Here is a 17,780-nt window from a genome sequence, read left to right on the forward strand (position 1 = left end):
AACGACCCGCCCGCCGGGCATGCCGTACGGCGTGCGCGACCGGTAGGTGAATCATGACTGCCCAGGTCACACCTTCATTAACCCTCGCGGCGCCCCGCCGCCGAGCGGTTGTGAGGGCCTGGTTTCGGATGACACGCCACCGCTCCGCCGTGAGCATAAGGCCGTCCGGGCCGGCGAAAAGGCTCCGGCGGCTTCAGGGAAGCTTCGTGCAAAGCCGCAAGGTCGTGCCGTGTGGCCCCGTCCTCACCTCCCGTCTGGCCAGTCGGTTCATCAGCCACAGTCCACGCCCGCCGAAGTCGAACCGGGTCGACGGATAGTCGCGGTCAAGGGCTTGGGCGGGGATGCCGGGCCCCCCGTCGGACACTTCACAGATCAGCAGACCCGAATCGACCCACATGGCGATCCCGCGCGGCGGCAGGCCGTGCCGTACCGCGTTGGTCAGGGCTTCATGGACGGCCAGCACGAAGTCCTCCAGCGCGGCGCCTCCGAGCCCGGCGTCGCGCGCGGACTCCGTGACGAGATGCCGCACCCTGGTGATCGAACCCAGTTCGAACTCCAAGGTGAGCAGGCTGCTCACCAACGTCATCATCGCCTTCCGCTTTCACACAGTGGCAACTCTCCCCTTACCACCGATGCACGACTGACACATCTCATTCGCCGGCCGGGTGCTCTCCCCGGCGTGACAAAGCCGTGGCCGACGAGGCCACGGGGGACGGCGGGACGCGGCGGGCTCAGAGGTCCACTGAGATCTCGTGAAGGATGCGGCGGGAGTCCGTCGCCGGCCCGGCGGTGATGCAGAGGCGTTCCATGACCGCGAGATAGTGGTCGACGTCGTCGCGTTTGTCTAGATAGACCGCGCTGGTGAGCTGTTCGAGGTAGACGACGTCGGGGAGGTCGCGGTCGGCGAAGCGCACGATGCTGAAAGGTCCCCCCGCGGCCGCGTGACCGCCGGCGCTGAACGGAACCACCTGCAGGGTGACCTCGGGCCTGGCCACCAGGTCCAGGAGGCGGGCGATCTGCCCCCGCATGACGGCCGGGCCGCCGGGCGAGCGCCGCAGGACCGACTCGTCGACGACCGCCCAGACGTGCGGCGGGTTCGGGCCGGTGAGCACCCGCTGGCGGGCCATCCGGAACTCGACGCGTCGCTCGACGTCCTCCGGACGGGCGTCGGGGTGTCCGAGCCGGATCACCGATCGCGCGTAGTCCTCGGTCTGCAGCAGTCCGGGTACGAACTGGACCTCGTAGTTCCTGATCCCGGTGGCCGCCTGCTCGAGGCCGACGTACATCTCGAACCACGAGGGGACGATGTCGCCGTAGTTGTGCCACCAGCCGGGGACGCCGGCCTCGGACACGAGGGTCAGCATGGCGGCCCGTTCGGCCTCGTCGGCCACGCCGTACAGGGTGAGCAGGTCCGCGACGTCGCGCCCTCGGACGCTCACGCGGCCCAGCTCCATTCGGCTGATCTTGGAATGTGAGGCGCGGATGGCGTGCCCGGCCTCTTCGAGCGTGATGTTCCTGCTCTCACGCAGGCGGCGCAGCTGGGTGCCCAGGAGGATCCGCAGGACCGTGGACGTTCGAGGTGGTGCGGTGGGGGTGCGCGGGTGTGGCTGTGCGCCCTCCGTCGGGGCCGTAGTCATTCCAGGTCCTTTTGGGCCGCTCCAATGATTTACGCCTCGTTAACGATACCGGCGCGGCCCTTTTTGGCAAGCCGTAATGCTAGTCCTCGATGAAATCGTCGAAATCGCCATTTTCAACGGAGTGCGCGAAGGCAACAAAGTCGTCGCGCGTGTAAACGAGAACGGGCCCCGCCGCGTCTCGTGAATTCCTGACGGCCAGCCTCCCGTCGGGGAGTTCGGCGATCTCCACGCAGTTGCCGTCGGGGTTGCTGTGACTGCTCTTGCGCCAGACGAGGCCGGGCAGGCTCGACGCGTTCATTCCGTTGCGGATCTCCGTCATCGGGGACCTCACCTCCGGTTCACCGGTCAGGATACGGCTCGATGCCCCGGCAACGGCCTGCACGTGCATCCGCACTTGCACAAGGACCTCAAAAGGGAGCATTATTACTAACCGCTTCATCTCATCACATACCTCACAGGGACCGCACAGAGCTCTCGATGACTGGCTTTCGGACGGACGGCGCCTCCCTCGTGGAAGCGGACGGCGACGCCTGGGAACGGTGGTCCGACCTCGCCGACCAGGCGTTTCCGATCGGCCGTGCATGGCCGTGGGAAGCCGTGGAGCGGGACGGCGGGCAGCGTGAGCTGGAGGTCGCGGCGCACGAATGCCACCGCGACATCACCGCCGCCCGTGCGGCGCGGCACTTCACGACGGGCATGTTGCGGACCTGGGCCATGCCGGACATCGTCGACGACGCCTCATTGGCGGTCAGCGAACTCGTGGCCAACGCCGTCGGCCACGGTCTGCGCCGGCCGACCTCCGAGCCCCACCCCGTACGGCTGTACCTCTTCCGGTCGCGTCATTCGGTGGTGTGCATGGTCACCGATCCGAGCAACGACCCGCCGATCCTGCGCGCCCCCGACCACGTCGCGGAGAACGGCCGGGGTCTCCAGCTGATCGCCTCCGTGAGCCACCGATGGGGGTGGACGCCGCTGCGCCCTCTGGGCAAGGCGGTCTGGGCGGGTTTCATCGACAGGACCATTCGCCGGCCGTCCTGCCGCTGACGGAAAACGCCGGGAAAACATTTCCGGGGTCTCGGAAACAGAATTCGAATTTCCATTCCCGAGGACGCCTGCCCATTCGGCGGAAATCTCTTCCGCGCCCGAAGCCCCCGCTGGAAAGCCGTTGACGCGACGGCTCGACCGCCGGCTCGGGCGAATGTCACCGAAGGCCCGCACTCCCCGGCCGGGATTCACGACTGAACCCGACGACATCCGGGTGATGTCCGGGTGGTTGCGATCCTGGCAGGTCGAGGTGCCGACCGGGGGCGTCGACATGGGTCACGACATGCCGGGGATGATCTCCAAGACGCAGATCCTTGCACTCGAGGGCAGGTCAGGCGCCGACTTCGACCGGTTGTGGCTCTCGGTCCTGGCCAAGCACCTGGACGCCGGCGTCGCGATGGCCGAGAAGGTCGCCGGCTCAGGCGCACACCAGGGGACCAAGGATCTGGCCGAGAAGATCGTCACAACGCGGCGAGCCCAGATCGAGCAGATCGTCGACCGCCTTCCCTAGGTCAGCCGAGGGTTCGGTCGAGATTGAAGGCCGCACTGATCAGCGCGAGATGCGTGAACGCCTGGGGGAAGTTGCCGAGTTGCTCCCCCGTGTGCCCGATCTGCTCCGCGTACAGCCCCAGGTGGTTGGCGTAGGTCAGCATCTTCTCGAACGCCAGCCTGGCCTCGTCGAGCTGCCCCGCACGCGTCAGGGCCTCGACGTACCAGAACGAGCAGATGGAGAAGGTCCCCTCGTCGCCCCGCAGGCCGTCCGGGCTGGCCTCGGGGTCATAGCGGTAGACCAGCGAGTCGGAGACCAGTTGCCTGCCCAGCGCGTCCAGTGTGGACAGCCACTTGGGATCGGTCGGTGAGACGAACATGGTCAACGGCATCATGAGGACGGCCGCGTCGAGCACGTCCTCGTCGTAGTGCTGGACGAACGCCTTCATGGTGGGGCACCAGCCGCGTCGCATGATCTGCCGGTAAACGGCGTCGCGGGCCTCGCGCCAGCGCTCGAGCTCGGCGGGCAGCCCCCGCCGCAGGGCCATCCTGATGGCGCGCTCGATCGCGACCCAGCACATCAGCCGGGAGTAGACGAAGTTCTTGCGGCCGCCGCGGGTCTCCCAGATGCCCTCGTCCGGCCGATCCCAGTTCTCGCAGACCCAGTCGACGATCACGCACACCTGGTCCCATCGGTCGCTGGAGATGGGCCGTCCCCACTTGTCGTAGAGGTAGATGGAGTCGATGAGCGCTCCGTAGATGTCGAGTTGGAGCTGGTCGACGGCGCCGTTCCCGGTTCTGACCGGACCCGAGCCCTGGTATCCCTCGAGATGCCCGAGCTCACGTTCCGGCAGGTCCCGCCGTCCGTCGATGCCGTACATGATCTGCAGGGGGCCTACGGTGCCCGCGTCGCACAACGTGACGTTGGTGGCGAGGAAGTCGATGAAGGCCTCCGCTTCACTGACGAATCCCAGCCTGAGCAGCGAGTACACGCAGAACGCGGCATCGCGGATCCACACGTAGCGGTAGTCCCAGTTGCGCTCCCCGCCGATCCGCTCCGGCAGGCTGGTGGTGGGGGCGGCGACGATTCCCCCGGTCGGGGCGTAGGTGAGCAGCTTCAGCGTCAGGGCGGAACGGTGGACCATCTCCCGCCACCGGCCGCGATAGCGGGACGAGGACAACCAGTTCCGCCAGAACTTCACGGTCGCCGCGAACTGGTGCTCGGCCTCGGTGAGCGGACAGCCCTTCATCTCGACGTCTTCGCAGACACGGTCGAGCGCGAAGACGGCCGACTCGCCCTCGATGAGCTTGAACTCCGACCACACGTCCGTGCCGTCACTCTCCATGGGCACGCTGGTGGTCAGCGCGAGGCTGAGCGAGGGCGCCTCGAACACCGCCCGATGGCCGTCGACGGACAACGTGTGCGGCTCGGTGCCGTAGGCGAACCGGGGGGCGACCCGCGCCCGGAAGGGCAGCGAGCCCCGCACGCACAGGACGCGCCGGATCAGGCGGTGCCTGTCCACCTCGCGCGATTCGTCCTCGACGGGCATGAAGTCCTGGATCTCCCCCACCCCGTCGGGGGCGTAGAAGCGGGTGATCAGGACATTCGTGTCGGGGAAGTAGAACTGCTTCGTCCGTGACGGCACGCAGGCGGCCAGTTCGAACGACCCCCCGCGGTCGGCGTCGAGGATCGACCCGAACACGCTCGGGGCGTCGAAGCGCGGGCAGCAGTACCAGTCGATCGTGCCGTTGGTGCCGACCAGCGCCACAGTACGAAGGTCGCCGATCAGCCCGTGATCGGCGATGGGCAGGTAGCGGGAGCCCGTAGGTGGTCCGGATTGCGTCATATCGGCCCTCTTGTCACCGAATTCCTTTCACGCTATTGCGCGTGCGCGGTCCTCCAGGTCTGCCCCGGACCAAGCAGAGGCCAGCATTTCCCCAACCCGGACGCTCAGGCGCCGCCCGGCAGCACGGAGAGCGCACGACCGGCCGCCTCGCGGAGGGCGACGACACTGCGATGGAGGCCGGCTCGCTCGTCGGGCGTCATGGAGGGCTCGTACATCTGCTGCACCCCGCCGGCCCCCAGAACGCTGACCAGCGAGAGCGTGGTCTCGTACGGCGGGTAGTAGGCCGCCACCGGCAACACGGCCCGCTCGTCGCGCAACACCGCCTCGGCCAGGAGCGCGGACACGACGCCGATGCCGTACTGGCTGGCCCCGGTCCCTTCGATGATCGTGATGTTGGCGTAGCGGATGTCGTCCTCGATCTCCTGCCGCACCTGGTCGACCGGCTCTCCGCATCGGGCCAGCAGGTCGAGGACGGGAGCGCCGCCCACCGAAGCGGACGACCACAGGAGCACCTCCGAGGTCCCGTGCTCGCCCACCACCATGGCCTGGACGTCTCTGGGCCTGACCCGCAGACGATCGGCGAGGTGGACGCGGAAGCGCAGGCTGTCGATCAGCGTCCCGGTGGAAAAGACCCGGTCGTGCCCGGCCAGGCGCCGGGTGAGGACGGCCAGTGGGTCGGGCGGATCTGTCACCACCATCAGCACCGCCTCCGGCGCCGCGGCGACGACCTGGGGCACGATGTCGGCGTAGACCTCGGCGTTCGCCCCGATCAGCCGCAACCGGCCCTCAGGGTCGGAGCGGTCGGCGGCGCCTCCGGTCTTCTCGTTCAGGCCGGCCGTGATGATCACCATCGCGGCTCCGGCCAGATCTGTGTAGCCGCCCGCGCGTACCTCCACTGTCGGGGACAGCGGCGTCGCGTAACGCATGTCGGCCGCCACACCCGCCGCCCGCCGGGAGTCGAGGTCGATCAGAACGATCTCCCGGCACATCCCGCCCCGCTCGATCAGGGAGAGCGTCGTCGCGGCTCCGACCGCGCCCACCCCCACCACGCCGACCTTCACATCCCACCCCCGGATCCCCGACACCATCGGACGTGCCCGGCGAAGGGGAGGCCGGCCGCGGCGGGTCGGCAGATTTTGACCACCTCTGACATGCGGAAACCAGAAAATGGGACACTCGGATGAGAAAGGCGACAATACGGGAGGCAGGGGGCGCTGCCATGGCCAGACGCACGGTCGCCGACCAGTTCGTGGAGATCCTGCTCGCAGCCGGCGTCCGGCGAATGTACGGGGTCGTGGGGGACAGCCTCAACCCCGTCGTGGACGCGGTCCGCCGCCACGACGACATCCAATGGGTACACGTCCGCCACGAGGAGGCCGGCGCGTTCGCCGCGGGCGCGGAGGCCCAGCTCACCGGACGGCCTGCCGCGTGCGCCGGAAGCTGCGGCCCCGGCAACGTCCATCTGATCAACGGCCTCTACGACGCGCACCGCAGCATGGCCCCGGTGATCGCGCTCGCCGCCCAGGTGCCGAGCACCGAGATCGGCACCTCCTACTTCCAGGAGACCACCCCCTGCCTCTACTTCCGTGAGTGCAGCTACTACTGCGCGACGGTCTCACGCCCCGAGCAGATGCCACGGGTGGCCCAGACCGCGATCCAGGAGGCGATCGGCCGGGACGGCGTCGCCGTCGTCGTGCTGCCCGGCGACGTGGCCGACCAGCAGGCCACCGCAACCTACCTGGAGCATCCGTACCGTCTCGAACAGCAGCCGACCGCCCGGCCGTCGGACGCCGTGCTGGAGGAGTTGGCCGAGATGGTCGACCGGGCCAGGCGGATCACCCTGTTCTGCGGCCGCGGCGTCGCCGAGGCCCACGACGACGTGGTGGCCCTCGCCGCACGGCTCAAGGCCCCCATCGGATTCGCGCTCCGGGGTAAGGACTGGATCGCGTACGACAATCCGTACGAGGTGGGCATGTCGGGGCTGCTGGGCTACGGCGCCTGCTACGACGCGATGCACGAGTGCGACCTGCTGATCCTGCTGGGCACGGACTTCCCCTACGTGCAGTTCATGCCGTCCGAGCCGAAGGTCGTGCAGGTCGACGTCCGCAGGGAGCGTCTCGGCCGCCGGTCCAAGCTGGATCTCGGCGTGTGGGGCGACGCGGGGGAGACGGTCCGCGCGCTGCTTCCGCGGGTCGCGGAGAAGTCCGACTCCTCCTTCCTCGACCGGATGCTCCGCCGCCACGGGGAACTCGTCGGCCGGCTGCGGACGTACGCCGAGGAGGTGAGCGACCACCGTCCGATCCATCCGGAGCACGTGGCGTCCACACTCGACCGGTTCGCCACCGACGACGCCGTCTTCACCGTCGACACCGGCATGTCCACCGTCTGGGCCGCCCGCCTGATCAACGCGACCGGACGGCGGCGCCTGCTCGGCTCCTTCGTCCACGGCTCGATGGCGAACGCGCTGCCCCAGGCGATCGGCGCGCAGGTCGCGTATCCGGATCGGCAGGTCGTCGCCCTGTGCGGGGACGGCGGCTTCGCCATGACGATGGGCGACTTCCTCACCCTGCTGCAGTACGACCTGCCGGTGAAGGTGGTCATCTTCAACAACGGCTCCCTCGGCATGGTCGCCCTGGAGATGCTCGTCGCCGGCTATCCGCCGTACCAGACCGGGCTCAAGAACCCGGACTTCGCCGCCATGGCCCGCGCGGCGGGGGTGCAGGGCATCCGCATCGAGGACCCCGCCGACGTACGGCCGGGCCTGCGTGAGGCGTTGACGACCGAAGGGCCGGTCCTCGTCGACGTGCTCACCGATCCCAACGCCCTGTCGATGCCGCCCAAGATCAAGGGGGAGCAGGTCAGGGGGTTCGCGCTCGCGATGACGAGGCTGGTGCTGGCCGGGGAGGCCGACGAGGTCGTGAACATGGCGCGCAGCAACCTGCGCAACCTTCCCCGGCCCTGACCACGGGGCCGTCTCGACCGGCTGTTCCCGCTGCCGGGGCGCACCCCGGAAGCGGTGTCAGCCGAGGCGCGGGGCGATCTCGTCGAGCTCGGCGAGCGCCCGCTCGTCCGGGACCCACGAGCCGGCGGCGGCGTTCGCCTTGATCTGCTCGGGCTTCGTCGCACCCGCGATCACCGACGCCACCGCGGGCTGGGCGAGGAGGCCGCCGATCGCGACGTCGAGCAGACTGACGCCCTGTCGCTCGGCGAACGTCTCCAGCGCCTCGACGACGTCGAACCGGGCGTCGGTGAGGTACTCGGGGCGATCGGCCAGGCGGGTGCCCTCCGGCCTGTTCTGGTCGCGGCGGTACTTGCCGGTGAGCATGCCGTTGGCCAGGGGGAAGTACGGGAGCAGGCCGATGCCGTGATGGACCAGCGCGGGACTGAGCTCACGCTCCACGCCGCGGTTCAGGAGGCTGTACTCGTTCTGCGCGCTGATGAAGCGCTCGTGCCCTTCGGTGCGGGCGATCCACTCGGCCTCGGTCACCTGCCAGCCGGCGAAGTTCGAGGAGCCCACGTATCGCACCTTGCCCTCACGGACCAGGTCGGACAACGTCGAGAGCGTCTCCTCCAGCGGCGTCGACAGGTCCGGCCGGTGCAGCTGGTAGAGGTCGATCCAGTCGGTCTGCAGGCGGCGGAGCGACCGCTCGACGGCCTTCCTGATGTACCGCCGGGAGCCCCTGGCCCCCCAGTCCGGACCGTTGGCGCCGCCGGTGTCCCAACCGAACTTCGTGGCCAGCACCACCTCGTCGCGGCGCCCCTTCAGCACCTCGCCCAGGAGCGTTTCGGACTCGCCGTAGCTGTCGGCCGTGTCGATGAGGGTGACTCCGACCTCGAACGCGGCGTCTACGACCGCCCTCGTCGCGTCGAGGTCGATCCTGCGGCCGAAATTGTTGGCGCCGAGCCCGACGGCCGAGACTACGAGCCCCGAGTCCCCAAGCCGCCGGTAGGTCATGTCCGCCATGTCACTCTCTTTTCTTGAGTAATCCACACCACATGAGTCAGCGTCGTTCACGCCGGACCAATTCCACTACGGCGGCGATGTCGGCCTCGGCCCACCCCAGCTCCGCCGCCTCCTCGTAGATCCGTTCGACGAGATGGGCGAGCGGCAGCATGACTCCGTGCTGTTCTGAGACCTCACGGGCGAGCCGTACGTCCTTGGCTCCGAGCCGCGTGGTGAACCACCCCTCATGACCGCCGCCGACGATGTCGTCGAGCCGGTTGCGCAGGACGGGCGGCACGGTCGCCCAGGTGAAGAGCTGGTCGCGGATGGCCGCCATGTCGAAACCCGCGGCCTCCGCGGTGGCGACCACCTCGGACACCAGGACGACGTTCGCCATGAGCAGGTAGTTGTTGAGCAGTTTCAGGGTCACCGCGCATCCGGGATCTTCGCCGCAGTAGGACGAGGAGGCGAACACGTACCGCCAGATCGGCTCCAGCCGCTCGGCGGTGGCCTGGTCGCCGCCGAGCAGGACCCGGGCGTTTCCCAGTACGACGTCCAGCGGCCCGCCGAGAATGGGGGCGGCCACGAAGCGGCGCCGCGGCACGAGCTCGCGCAGCGCCCGCGAGGTGCCGGGGGAGACCGTGCTGGTGTCGGCTACCAGCAGGTCGTCCTCGTCCTGGGCGGTGTCGACGAGCCGCGCCGCGACGTCGCGGACGGCCCTGTCGTCGGAGAGGGACAACAGGACCGCGTCCGCCCCCTGCGCGGCCTCGGCCGGGGAGAACGCCTCAGTGGCCCCGTCCTGCACCACCTGCCCGGCCTGGCCCGGCGTACGGTTCCACACGGTGACGGAGAAGTGCTGAGAGAGCAGGCGCTGTGCGAGCGCCCGGCCCATCCGGCCCATACCCAGCACTGCTATCCGCATATGTGACCCCCTTTCCCAATTGTCGCTTTCCCTGCATCCAGGCGGACGGCAGGGTTGGACGTGCAGGAGGATGAGGCCCATGCGACCTCTGCGGCACAGCGTCCGAGCGATCCTCTTCGACGGCGACGAGATCGTCCTCTTCAAGCGGATCCGCCCGGGGCGAGCGCCGTACTGGATCACGCCCGGCGGTGGAGTCGAGCCGTCCGACGCCACTTTGGAGGCGACCCTCCGTCGCGAGCTCGACGAGGAGCTCGGCGCGACGGCCGGGCCTGCGCTGCGCGTGTTCACGATCGTCGAGCAGGACAGGCTGACGACGGTGTACGCCTGCCGGCTCGTGCACATGGACCTCAGCCGGCGCAGCGGACCCGAGTTCCTCGATCCCGAGAAGGGCGTCCACGAGATCGTCCGGGTCCGTCCGGAGAAGATGCGGGGGCTCGATCTGATCCCGCCTGAGCTGGCGGACTTCATCGCCGACGGCGCCGCGACGCTGCCCGCGCTCCTGGCCGCCGCCGAGGCCCCCGGCAGGTACCGGCCGATCGTGGACGTCCACCTTCTGCTCTTCGACGAGGAGGGACGGGTGCTGCTCGGCCGCCGGCAGGGCACGGGATACGCCGACGGCGAATGGCAGGTGATGCCGTCGGGACACCTCGAGGAGGATGAGTCGATCATCGGCGCGGCCGCCCGGGAGGCGGCGGAGGAGCTCGGGATCGAGGTGTCGGGCCTGACCGTCGCCCATGTGGTGCATCACCGCAATCCCGGCGGGACGGCCCGGGTCGGAATGTTCCTGACGGCCCGTACGGTGCACGGCACCCCGACGAACGCCGAGCCGCACAAGTGCGCGGAGCTCGCCTGGTTCCCGGTCGGCGACCTGCCGGAACGGACGGTCCCCTATGCGCGGGCCGGCATCGAGGCCGTCCGCGACTCGATCGGCTTCTCCCTGCACGGCTGGGAGCTCCCGACCATTCCGCAGCTCGAGGCCGAGGCCGTCCGAGCCGGCTTCGAGGAGCTGACCGTTTCCGTCATCGCGCATCGCGACGGTGACGTGCTCGTGGTGTCCGACGAGGAGACCGACCGGCTTCCGTCCATGGTCGCTCGGCACGGCCTGTGGGCGGCCGTTCACCGCCTGACGGGGTCCGATCAGGTGCGGTTCGTCGGCGCTGACGACTACGTCTCGGTCGACGGCAGGCCCGGACGGCGGTTCGTCTTCGCCGCCGCGCTGCCCGCCGGCACCTCTGCACTCGACTTCGCCACGGTTTCACGTGAATCAACGGCATCTCCAGTCACAGAGGCACCATCCGCGAGCGCGGGTTCCGAACCTCCGGCTCGGCAGCGTCTGCTGCCCGCGCGAGCCGTCGACGCGAGCCGGCTGCCGCACGCCGAGCGCGCGTTGATCGCTCGATGGCTTGGCGAGGAGTGACGAAGGTGGAACTGATCGCCCAGGGAAGGACCGCGGACGTCTACGCCCTCGACGACTCGCGCGTCTGACCCGCACATCACCGGGACGGAAGCGCAGAGGCTGCGGGCCATGGGGCCGCCGGTCCCGCCCGGCGGCCCTCCGGCCGCGGCCTGACCGGATCAGTGTGGAAAGCCGAGCACGACCGCATGCCGCCAGATCAGAGCGCGAAACGGCACGCGATCGCTTCAGGGCGCGAGGACGCGCGCGACCGCTTCCCGCAGTGACATCGCGGGACGGCCGAGCACCCGCGAAAGATCCTCCGTCCGGGTCTCCAGCGCACCGGCCCGGACCTGCGCGTGGAGCCAGGCGAGCGGGCCCGCGACGGCGTCCGGGGCCTCCCGGTAGGCGACGGCGGTGCCGGACACCTCGGTCAGGGTCGCGGCGAGTTGCGGGTGAGTCCACAACGGCCCGGTGAGGTCATAGGCGCGCCCCACGTGGCCGTCCTCCGTGAGCACGTTCGCGGCCGCCTCCGCCAGATCGGCGCGGAACGCGGTGTTGATTCCGCGGCCTCCGGTGGCGCCCGTCAGCTCTCCCGCCGCCACGGCGGCCCGCAGTCCCTCGTTGATGAACGCCTCGCCGTAGAACGGGTTCCGCAACAGCGTGTACGGCAGGCCGCTGTCCACGATCGCTCTCTCGGTGGCGTGGTGCGCCTCGGCGACGCCGGAATCGCTTGTGTCCGCGCCGAGGACGCTGGTGTAGGCGATCGCGCCCACGCCGGCGTCGCCGGCCGCCTTCACGGCGGCGAGATGCTGGGGGACACGGCGGGCCGGGTCCAGCTCAGGTGAGGAGATCAGCAACAGCCGATCGGCCCCCTCGAAGGCGTCCCGCAGGCTCGCCAGGTCGTCGTAGTCGCCGCGTCGCACCAGGATGCCGCGATCTGCCAGATCCGACGCACGACCGGGATCACGGACCGCCGCGACGATCCGGCCGGGGGAGACGCGAGCGAGAAGATGGCCGACGACCAGCCGGCCGAGTGCGCCCGAGGCCGCGGACACAACGATCATGGAGTCGTTCACGCGGCTCACCGTCGTACCGGCGAGGGGCCCGCGTCAACCGGATTTACGCCGCCCACGTGCGCCTGGAATTCTCGTGCACCGATCCCTGCGTTTCCGCCAGAGGGGTTCTGAATATTTCCCCGAACGGTTGATCCGCGGACGAGCGCCATGGACAAAGAACGGGTAATCATCTGCGCCGCAGACCATTCGGCGGGGGACCGGCGCCCGATCGGAGGGTATGCAGGAGCACGTTACCCATGTCCACGCCGACAAGGCGACCACCAGCGAATGACGTGAGAGGCAGGTGCGCGACAATGCGTCGTCATCGTGCGGGAAGTTCATCCGCCGGCGTGGTCGTCGCCGCACGGCTGTTGGCACTGACCACGGCCGCCCTCACGCTTTCCGGATTCGTCGCCACGCCACAGGCGAGCGCGAACGGAGGAAAGGCCCGCCAGGGGTCACGGGTGTCCTTCTTCCCGAACGAACACGGCCCGGTCTGGAACCACAACCACGGACGGCACAACCAGAACGCACCGGCCATCAACAGCCCGACCACCGTCACCGGCGTGCAGCAGGTATCGAGCGTCAGCGAGAACACCAACACCCAGTCCGGCTTCTGCAAGGCGGGGACCAAGTTCTGCAAGATCTCCCAGAAGCTCTTCTTCCGCCGCCGATGAAGGCGCCCATCGGGCTGGGACCGCATTCACCGGAGTGAATTGAATTTCCTGTCATTCTGCCGGCAATAATGCGGTAATAACGCGCGCATCCATCGCTGGAAACACGAGCGATCGCACGCCGCCACGTATGCTGACGACGGCTCCGGACGGCAGGAATTCCTGCCGGGACTCGGTCGATTCAGCGGGGGGACGATGATTTGCCAGCGGTACGGAAGGGCGTTCGGAAGAAAGACCGCCGCCGCGTACGTCGTCGCGGGTGTATCCGCCTCGGCTGTATTCATCGGCGCCACGGCGCCTTTTCCCGCGATCGCGGCGGCCAAAGACCCCCGGCCGGCGCAGAAGACACAGGACCCCGGCCCCGAGGTCATGTCCGCCAAGAGTGCGAACGAACTCAACGGCCGTCAGAACACGTCGACGACCACGACCTCGGGCGCCACGAGCGTGCAGAACGCGCTGTGCCGCAACGCCAGGATCTGCAACATCACCCAGAAAGTGGTCGTGATAGCCCCGACGCCGACGCCCATGCCGACGCCGACCGTGATCCCCGAGCCCGTGGTGACGCCCGAGCCGGTCGTCGTACTCGAGCCGGAGCCCGCTCCCGTCCTCGCCCCCGAGCCGGTAGAGCCGAGCGTGCTCAGCCTGGGATTGTTCCTCTACCTGTACGGCGGGACATGGTGACCTGACCCCGGCTTCTCCGGAAGACGGGACGGTCCCGGCAGCCCGTCCGATCAGGACGTGCCACCGGGACCTCAGAAAGGTTGCGGCGGGAGACGCGCGACGGTCAGACGCTCACGGCGGTCGGAACGCCGGCACGCCGGCCGAGGACACGGTCGGTCAGACCACCGAACAACAGGCCCAGCGTCCCCCACACCGTCAACTGGATGGCCAGGGAGGCCAGCCGGAAGCGCCACAACACGGTCGCCGAGAAGTCACCCGGAACCTCGTTCACCTCCGGCATCACCGCGTAGATGATCCCGATGATGACGGCGAAGACTCCCACGGCCGCCAGGGCGGCGTTCCAGCCACCGAGCCGCGGCGCCAGCCGACGGCCCGCGTACAGCGCGACCGCGGTCGTGAGCAGGCTCAGCAGGATCAGCGTGACGTACAGCGTGGTGCGGGACCCGATCGTGTCCTCGCTTCCCACCGCCGGCGGGTTGGGCGGGTACTTCAGGAACGGGACGACATAGATCACGGCGAAGCCGACCAGGGCCACCAGCGCCGCGGTCGTCCGAGGCCGGAAATCCCCGATGCGGCCGTGTGCGAAGGCGAACGCGATGGAGAACAGCCCGCCGAAGGCCACGCCGTACACGACGAGTGCGGTGATCAGGCCGAAGGTCTCCTGGACGGTCCGGCTGAACACCTCGTGCTCGTGCACCTCGCCGGTCGCGGCCGCCTTGGCCTCCTCGAACGAGATGGCCAGAGCGACCTGGGGTTCGCCGAGGAACCACGCGACGACGTAGGCGAGCGCGGCCGCGGCGAGCCCGACGAGCATGCCGCGGATCAGCAGAGTTCGCATCATGAGAGCGAGCCCGGCCTGTCAGTGGCAGGGGAAGCCGAGAAGGTGACGTCCGTCGTGGACGAATTCGTGCACGGTGCTGCCACTGATGATCGACGTGGCCCCCTGCTCGGCGCCGACGAAGTACAGCAGAGCCAGCCCGAGAACCGCGGCGAACACGGCCCAGGGAACGATCTCGCGAACCGGGATGCGGAGCGGAACGGTCTTGCCAGAAGGAACGGCGACGTTGGCCACGGTCTTCTCCTCTCGGGGTCACGCGCCCCGACGACGGAGGACAACGGGTCAGTCTTCTGACTCCCGAGCGCCGCTCCTCCTTGACCGTTTCCGCCTGTCACAACGGTGGCCACACGGGGGAGGGACTCTCTCGGTCACAGTGGCGGGACCGTCCTGGGATCGCACCAGGTTCCTGCGCACCGTTGCCTCAATGTTGATTTGTCCCCCAGAGACTCCCTCCCTCCTGCTTGTGACGTCAAGGCCAGTTTGAACATTGTTTTCCGGATCACACGGTCATCCATCCCCGGAGCCACCCTTCCGGCACGGTGACGGCGATGTAGTCTGATCGTCATGCATCGTCTGTCGTGTCCGAGTTGGTGGCGCTCCGCTTAGGAGCGGCCATCTCTCACGCACGACCCCGGGCCGTTCGGATGGACGGCCCTTCGTGTTTTCTGCCTGGACGAGCGGTCGCCGTCAGAACCGGCCGTGACCCGTCTCGCCTTCAGGAGAACCACATGACCATCGACCTCGATGTCGACCATTCGTCCCCATCTGACGGACTCTCCACAGTCCAGCGCCGCAGTGCCGTTCTGGAGGAGCTCGTCCACCGGGATCCCGGGCGGTTTCGCGTGCTCACCGGCGACCGCCCCACGGGCCGGCTGCACCTGGGGCACTACTTCGGCACCCTCCACAACCGGGTCCGCCTGCAGAACCTGGGCGTGGAGATGCTGGTGATCATCGCGGACTACCAGGTTCTGACCGATCGTGACGTCGCCGACCGCCTCACCGAACACGTCGAGGACCTGGTGCTCGATTACCTGGCGGTCGGCGTGGACCCGCAGCGGGCCACGATCTTCACCCACAGCGCGATTCCGGCGCTCAACCAGTTGCTCCTGCCGTTCCTCAGCCTGATCACGGTCGCCGAACTCGGCCGCAACCCCACCGTCAAGGAGGAGATCGCCCAGTCGCAGCAGTCGTCCGTCAGCGGACTCATGTTCACCTATCCGGCACACCAGGCCGCCGACATCCTGTTCTGCAAGGCCAACCTGGTGCCGGTGGGGCAGGACCAGTTGCCGCACCTCGAGGTCACGCGCACCATCGCCCGCCGTTTCAACAGCCGCTACGGCGGCGGCCTCGAGATCTTCCCTGAGCCCGACGCCCTGTTGTCGGCGGCTCCGCTGCTGCTGGGAACCGACGGCACCAAGATGAGCAAGAGCCGCGGCAACGCCATCGTCCTCGCATCGAGCGCCGACGAGACCGCCAGGTCGATACGCAGCGCGAAGACCGACTCCCACCGGCACATCAGCTACGAGCCCGCCACGCGGCCCGAGGTGTCCAGCCTGGTCCTTCTGGCCGCGCTGTGCCTCGGCCGCGATCCCCGCCAGGTCGCCGAGGACCTCGGCGGCAGGGGAGCGGCGGCGTTGAAGGAGACGGTGACCGAGGCGGTCAACGCCTACCTGGCTCCCATCCGGGAGCGCCGCGCCCTGTACGCCCAGGACCGCGGCCACATCCGGAAGGTGCTGCGTGACGGCAACGAACGGGCCGCGGCCATCGCGAACACGACCCTCACCGAAGTGAGGAGCACCATGAACGCCCTCTATTGAAGGAGACACCGGATGAGCCGTCCTCTCCTGCTCCTTGACGTGGACGGCCTTCTCCGCGGCCCAGCGCCCCTGCTCTCCCGAAATCCCGTACGACTTCGCGTGAGAGACGAAAAGGGGCCTGGGCTGCCATCCGGCGGTCACCCGAAGCCCCCTTCGGGAAACGGCTATCGCACCCTGTAAAGCATCGTGTCCGCGTCCTCGAACCGCTCGACGACGGTGAATCCTTCGTCGGCGTACAGCCTGGCCGCGTGGTTCGCCCGCTCGACGCTGAGCGAGATTCGCTCGATCCCCGATTCGCCCGCGACACGGACGAGTTCGCGCAGCAGCGCCCGCCCGACCCCGCGTCCGCGCCATTGCGCACGCACACCGATCGTCAGCTCGGGCACGTCGTCCGCCACATATCCGTAGCCGGGATCGTCGGCCGGCAGTCGTCGCAACCATGCCGCTCCGCATGGCCGCCCGTCCCCGCTGACCGCGACGACGCCGAGGTCGCCGGGTCGCGGCCAGCCCGCGACATAGTGCGCGAAGGCGGGATTGGACAGAACCTGTTCGCGCGATGAATCGCCCGTCGGCGACCAGTTCACCGCCTCCACCAACATGTCGATGAGAAAGTTCAGGTCAGCGGATTCAGCGGCACGAATGGCGTAGGGGGCCGGCACAAGGCCACCGTACCGACGTTCCACCCCCGCGGATCGACATCGGCAGACGCGTCGGGCCGCCCGACTGGTCGCCCGTTTCTCCACAGGTTGTGGACAAGAATGGAAGAGATATTCTCGACGATTCTCATCACGACTGGACTGGTCCAGTTCTGCGCCACCTTCCTGGGAGTGCCCGCAGCTCTGAAGGTTCGGGATCATCGACGCCGGAAGCGCGGCGAATCGTGCGCTCATGCGTTCAGCCGTCCTGGCCCGACGCGACGTCATGCGAAGCGAGGGCGGTCGGTGGACGCCGAAAGACAGATCGGCCACACTTGGTCCTCCCCAGAAAAGATGGAGGACCAAGTGGCGGGTCTCGGGTTGGCTGAGATCGTGATCGTCCTGGTGGTATGGGTCGTTCCCGCGGTGGCGTTCTTCTTCCTCATCTATTGGGCGATCCGGCTCGCGATCAGGCACGAGGGCAGGCGGGCGATGAGCGTACGCGAACCGCGGATCACGGACGTGCGAGACCTCTGAGTCCGCTGTTCCATGCCGGGCGCCCATTTGCTCGAGCAGGGCGGAGTCGTGCCGGCAACGGCATCCGACATGAGAAAAGCCGCTCTCCGATGATCGGAGAACGGCCGGTGAAGTGTGGTGGGGCTACCAGGACTTGAACCTGGGACCTCTTCCTTATCAGGGAAGCGCTCTAACCGTCTGAGCTATAGCCCCGCGTTTGCGGAAGGAACGTTACCGCATCCCGTATCAGGAGGCGAATCACGCCTGAACGAGGAAAAGCTTACCG

At 68.4% G+C, this 17,780-nt stretch carries 19 protein-coding genes, 1 tRNA gene and 1 riboswitch; of the genes, 8 read left to right on the forward strand and 12 right to left on the reverse strand.

The window, feature by feature from the left end; genetic code table 11:
- Positions 1–193: 193 nt before the first annotated feature.
- The 3 genes from Pka01_RS20655 to Pka01_RS20665 form a co-directional block, all read right to left on the reverse strand.
- Positions 194–577 carry an ATP-binding protein gene (locus Pka01_RS20655; RefSeq protein ID WP_203884464.1) on the reverse strand — a complete coding sequence of 128 codons (384 nt, stop codon included), beginning with the start codon at positions 575–577 and terminating at the stop codon, positions 194–196.
- 154 nt (positions 578–731) lie between these two features.
- A complete protein-coding gene (locus tag Pka01_RS20660) occupies positions 732–1,637 on the reverse strand; it encodes a Sco1979 family transcriptional regulator (protein ID WP_203884465.1) in 906 nt (301 codons plus the stop codon).
- Positions 1,638–1,716: 79 nt separating this feature from the next.
- Entirely contained in the window at positions 1,717–1,956 is a 240-nt protein-coding gene (locus Pka01_RS20665) for a DUF397 domain-containing protein (protein WP_203884466.1), read from the reverse strand.
- 158 nt (positions 1,957–2,114) lie between these two features.
- Between Pka01_RS20665 and Pka01_RS20670 the strand changes: the two genes are divergently transcribed.
- The gene (locus Pka01_RS20670; protein WP_203884467.1) at positions 2,115–2,681 is read left to right on the forward strand and encodes an ATP-binding protein; all 567 of its coding nucleotides are present in this window, start codon (positions 2,115–2,117) and stop codon (positions 2,679–2,681) included.
- Between the two features lie 154 nt (positions 2,682–2,835).
- Entirely contained in the window at positions 2,836–3,192 is a 357-nt protein-coding gene (locus Pka01_RS20675) for a DUF305 domain-containing protein (RefSeq protein ID WP_203884468.1), read from the forward strand.
- A gap of 1 nt (position 3,193) precedes the next feature.
- Here Pka01_RS20675 and Pka01_RS20680 read toward each other — a convergent pair whose 3' ends face one another.
- Both Pka01_RS20680 and Pka01_RS20685 read right to left on the reverse strand, forming a co-directional pair.
- The gene (locus tag Pka01_RS20680) at positions 3,194–5,017 is read right to left on the reverse strand and encodes a glycoside hydrolase family 15 protein (RefSeq protein ID WP_203884469.1); all 1,824 of its coding nucleotides are present in this window, start codon (positions 5,015–5,017) and stop codon (positions 3,194–3,196) included.
- A 104-nt stretch (positions 5,018–5,121) separates the two neighbouring features.
- Positions 5,122–6,078: a lactate/malate family dehydrogenase gene (locus Pka01_RS20685; protein WP_203884470.1), complete on the reverse strand. Its 957-nt coding sequence runs from the start codon at positions 6,076–6,078 to the stop codon at positions 5,122–5,124.
- A 158-nt stretch (positions 6,079–6,236) separates the two neighbouring features.
- Between Pka01_RS20685 and Pka01_RS20690 the strand changes: the two genes are divergently transcribed.
- Positions 6,237–7,979, forward strand: a complete 1,743-nt coding sequence (locus Pka01_RS20690; RefSeq protein WP_203884471.1) for a pyruvate dehydrogenase — start codon at positions 6,237–6,239, stop codon at positions 7,977–7,979.
- 57 nt (positions 7,980–8,036) lie between these two features.
- Here Pka01_RS20690 and Pka01_RS20695 read toward each other — a convergent pair whose 3' ends face one another.
- Complete coding sequence (locus Pka01_RS20695) at positions 8,037–8,981, reverse strand: aldo/keto reductase (protein ID WP_203884472.1); 945 nt, start codon at positions 8,979–8,981, stop codon at positions 8,037–8,039.
- 37 nt (positions 8,982–9,018) lie between these two features.
- Positions 9,019–9,882: an NAD(P)-dependent oxidoreductase gene (locus Pka01_RS20700; protein ID WP_203884473.1), complete on the reverse strand. Its 864-nt coding sequence runs from the start codon at positions 9,880–9,882 to the stop codon at positions 9,019–9,021.
- Positions 9,883–9,961: 79 nt separating this feature from the next.
- On the opposite strand from Pka01_RS20700, the gene Pka01_RS20705 reads away from it, so the two are divergent.
- Positions 9,962–11,299: an NUDIX domain-containing protein gene (locus Pka01_RS20705; RefSeq protein WP_239115159.1), complete on the forward strand. Its 1,338-nt coding sequence runs from the start codon at positions 9,962–9,964 to the stop codon at positions 11,297–11,299.
- Positions 11,300–11,523: 224 nt separating this feature from the next.
- Here Pka01_RS20705 and Pka01_RS20710 read toward each other — a convergent pair whose 3' ends face one another.
- The gene (locus Pka01_RS20710; RefSeq protein ID WP_239115160.1) at positions 11,524–12,354 is read right to left on the reverse strand and encodes an NAD(P)H-binding protein; all 831 of its coding nucleotides are present in this window, start codon (positions 12,352–12,354) and stop codon (positions 11,524–11,526) included.
- Positions 12,355–12,647: 293 nt separating this feature from the next.
- Between Pka01_RS20710 and Pka01_RS20715 the strand changes: the two genes are divergently transcribed.
- Positions 12,648–13,010, forward strand: a complete 363-nt coding sequence (locus Pka01_RS20715) for a hypothetical protein (protein ID WP_203884474.1) — start codon at positions 12,648–12,650, stop codon at positions 13,008–13,010.
- A gap of 192 nt (positions 13,011–13,202) precedes the next feature.
- A complete protein-coding gene (locus Pka01_RS20720; protein WP_203884475.1) occupies positions 13,203–13,688 on the forward strand; it encodes a hypothetical protein in 486 nt (161 codons plus the stop codon).
- A gap of 103 nt (positions 13,689–13,791) precedes the next feature.
- On the opposite strand, the gene Pka01_RS20725 is transcribed toward Pka01_RS20720, so the two are convergent.
- Together Pka01_RS20725 and Pka01_RS20730 are read right to left on the reverse strand one after the other, a co-directional pair.
- Positions 13,792–14,529 (reverse strand): CbtA family protein, encoded by a 738-nt coding sequence (locus tag Pka01_RS20725; RefSeq protein ID WP_203884476.1) that lies wholly within the window; start codon positions 14,527–14,529, stop codon positions 13,792–13,794.
- Positions 14,530–14,547: 18 nt separating this feature from the next.
- Entirely contained in the window at positions 14,548–14,760 is a 213-nt protein-coding gene (locus Pka01_RS20730) for a CbtB domain-containing protein (protein ID WP_203884477.1), read from the reverse strand.
- A gap of 29 nt (positions 14,761–14,789) precedes the next feature.
- A riboswitch (cobalamin riboswitch) is annotated at positions 14,790–14,957 on the reverse strand.
- Positions 14,958–15,254: 297 nt separating this feature from the next.
- Here Pka01_RS20730 and trpS point away from each other — a divergent pair.
- Entirely contained in the window at positions 15,255–16,343 is a 1,089-nt protein-coding gene (trpS, locus tag Pka01_RS20735; protein WP_203884478.1) for a tryptophan--tRNA ligase, read from the forward strand.
- Positions 16,344–16,507: 164 nt separating this feature from the next.
- On the opposite strand, the gene Pka01_RS20740 is transcribed toward trpS, so the two are convergent.
- A complete protein-coding gene (locus Pka01_RS20740; protein WP_203884479.1) occupies positions 16,508–17,002 on the reverse strand; it encodes a GNAT family N-acetyltransferase in 495 nt (164 codons plus the stop codon).
- 342 nt (positions 17,003–17,344) lie between these two features.
- Between Pka01_RS20740 and Pka01_RS20745 the strand changes: the two genes are divergently transcribed.
- Positions 17,345–17,515 carry a hypothetical protein gene (locus tag Pka01_RS20745; protein ID WP_203884480.1) on the forward strand — a complete coding sequence of 57 codons (171 nt, stop codon included), beginning with the start codon at positions 17,345–17,347 and terminating at the stop codon, positions 17,513–17,515.
- A 115-nt stretch (positions 17,516–17,630) separates the two neighbouring features.
- Here the strand turns inward: Pka01_RS20745 and Pka01_RS20750 are convergent.
- Positions 17,631–17,707 (reverse strand) — tRNA-Ile (locus Pka01_RS20750).
- Positions 17,708–17,780: the final 73 nt, after the last annotated feature.

This window comes from Planotetraspora kaengkrachanensis, from assembly GCF_016862895.1.
GTDB classification, from domain to species: Bacteria; Actinomycetota; Actinomycetes; order Streptosporangiales; family Streptosporangiaceae; genus Planotetraspora; species Planotetraspora kaengkrachanensis.

Coding starts and splice junctions, on each gene's coding strand:
- Pka01_RS20660 (WP_203884465.1), bottom strand. CDS start 1,637: ATGACTACGGCCCCGACGGAGGGCGCACAGCCACACCCGCGCACCCCC.
- Pka01_RS20665 (WP_203884466.1), bottom strand. CDS start 1,956: ATGACGGAGATCCGCAACGGAATGAACGCGTCGAGCCTGCCCGGCCTC.
- Pka01_RS20670 (WP_203884467.1), top strand. CDS start 2,115: ATGACTGGCTTTCGGACGGACGGCGCCTCCCTCGTGGAAGCGGACGGC.
- Pka01_RS20675 (WP_203884468.1), top strand. CDS start 2,836: ATGTCACCGAAGGCCCGCACTCCCCGGCCGGGATTCACGACTGAACCC.
- Pka01_RS20680 (WP_203884469.1), bottom strand. CDS start 5,017: ATGACGCAATCCGGACCACCTACGGGCTCCCGCTACCTGCCCATCGCC.
- Pka01_RS20690 (WP_203884471.1), top strand. CDS start 6,237: ATGGCCAGACGCACGGTCGCCGACCAGTTCGTGGAGATCCTGCTCGCA.
- Pka01_RS20695 (WP_203884472.1), bottom strand. CDS start 8,981: ATGGCGGACATGACCTACCGGCGGCTTGGGGACTCGGGGCTCGTAGTC.
- Pka01_RS20700 (WP_203884473.1), bottom strand. CDS start 9,882: ATGCGGATAGCAGTGCTGGGTATGGGCCGGATGGGCCGGGCGCTCGCA.
- Pka01_RS20705 (WP_239115159.1), top strand. CDS start 9,962: ATGCGACCTCTGCGGCACAGCGTCCGAGCGATCCTCTTCGACGGCGAC.
- Pka01_RS20715 (WP_203884474.1), top strand. CDS start 12,648: ATGCGTCGTCATCGTGCGGGAAGTTCATCCGCCGGCGTGGTCGTCGCC.
- Pka01_RS20720 (WP_203884475.1), top strand. CDS start 13,203: ATGATTTGCCAGCGGTACGGAAGGGCGTTCGGAAGAAAGACCGCCGCC.
- Pka01_RS20725 (WP_203884476.1), bottom strand. CDS start 14,529: ATGATGCGAACTCTGCTGATCCGCGGCATGCTCGTCGGGCTCGCCGCG.
- trpS (WP_203884478.1), top strand. CDS start 15,255: ATGACCATCGACCTCGATGTCGACCATTCGTCCCCATCTGACGGACTC.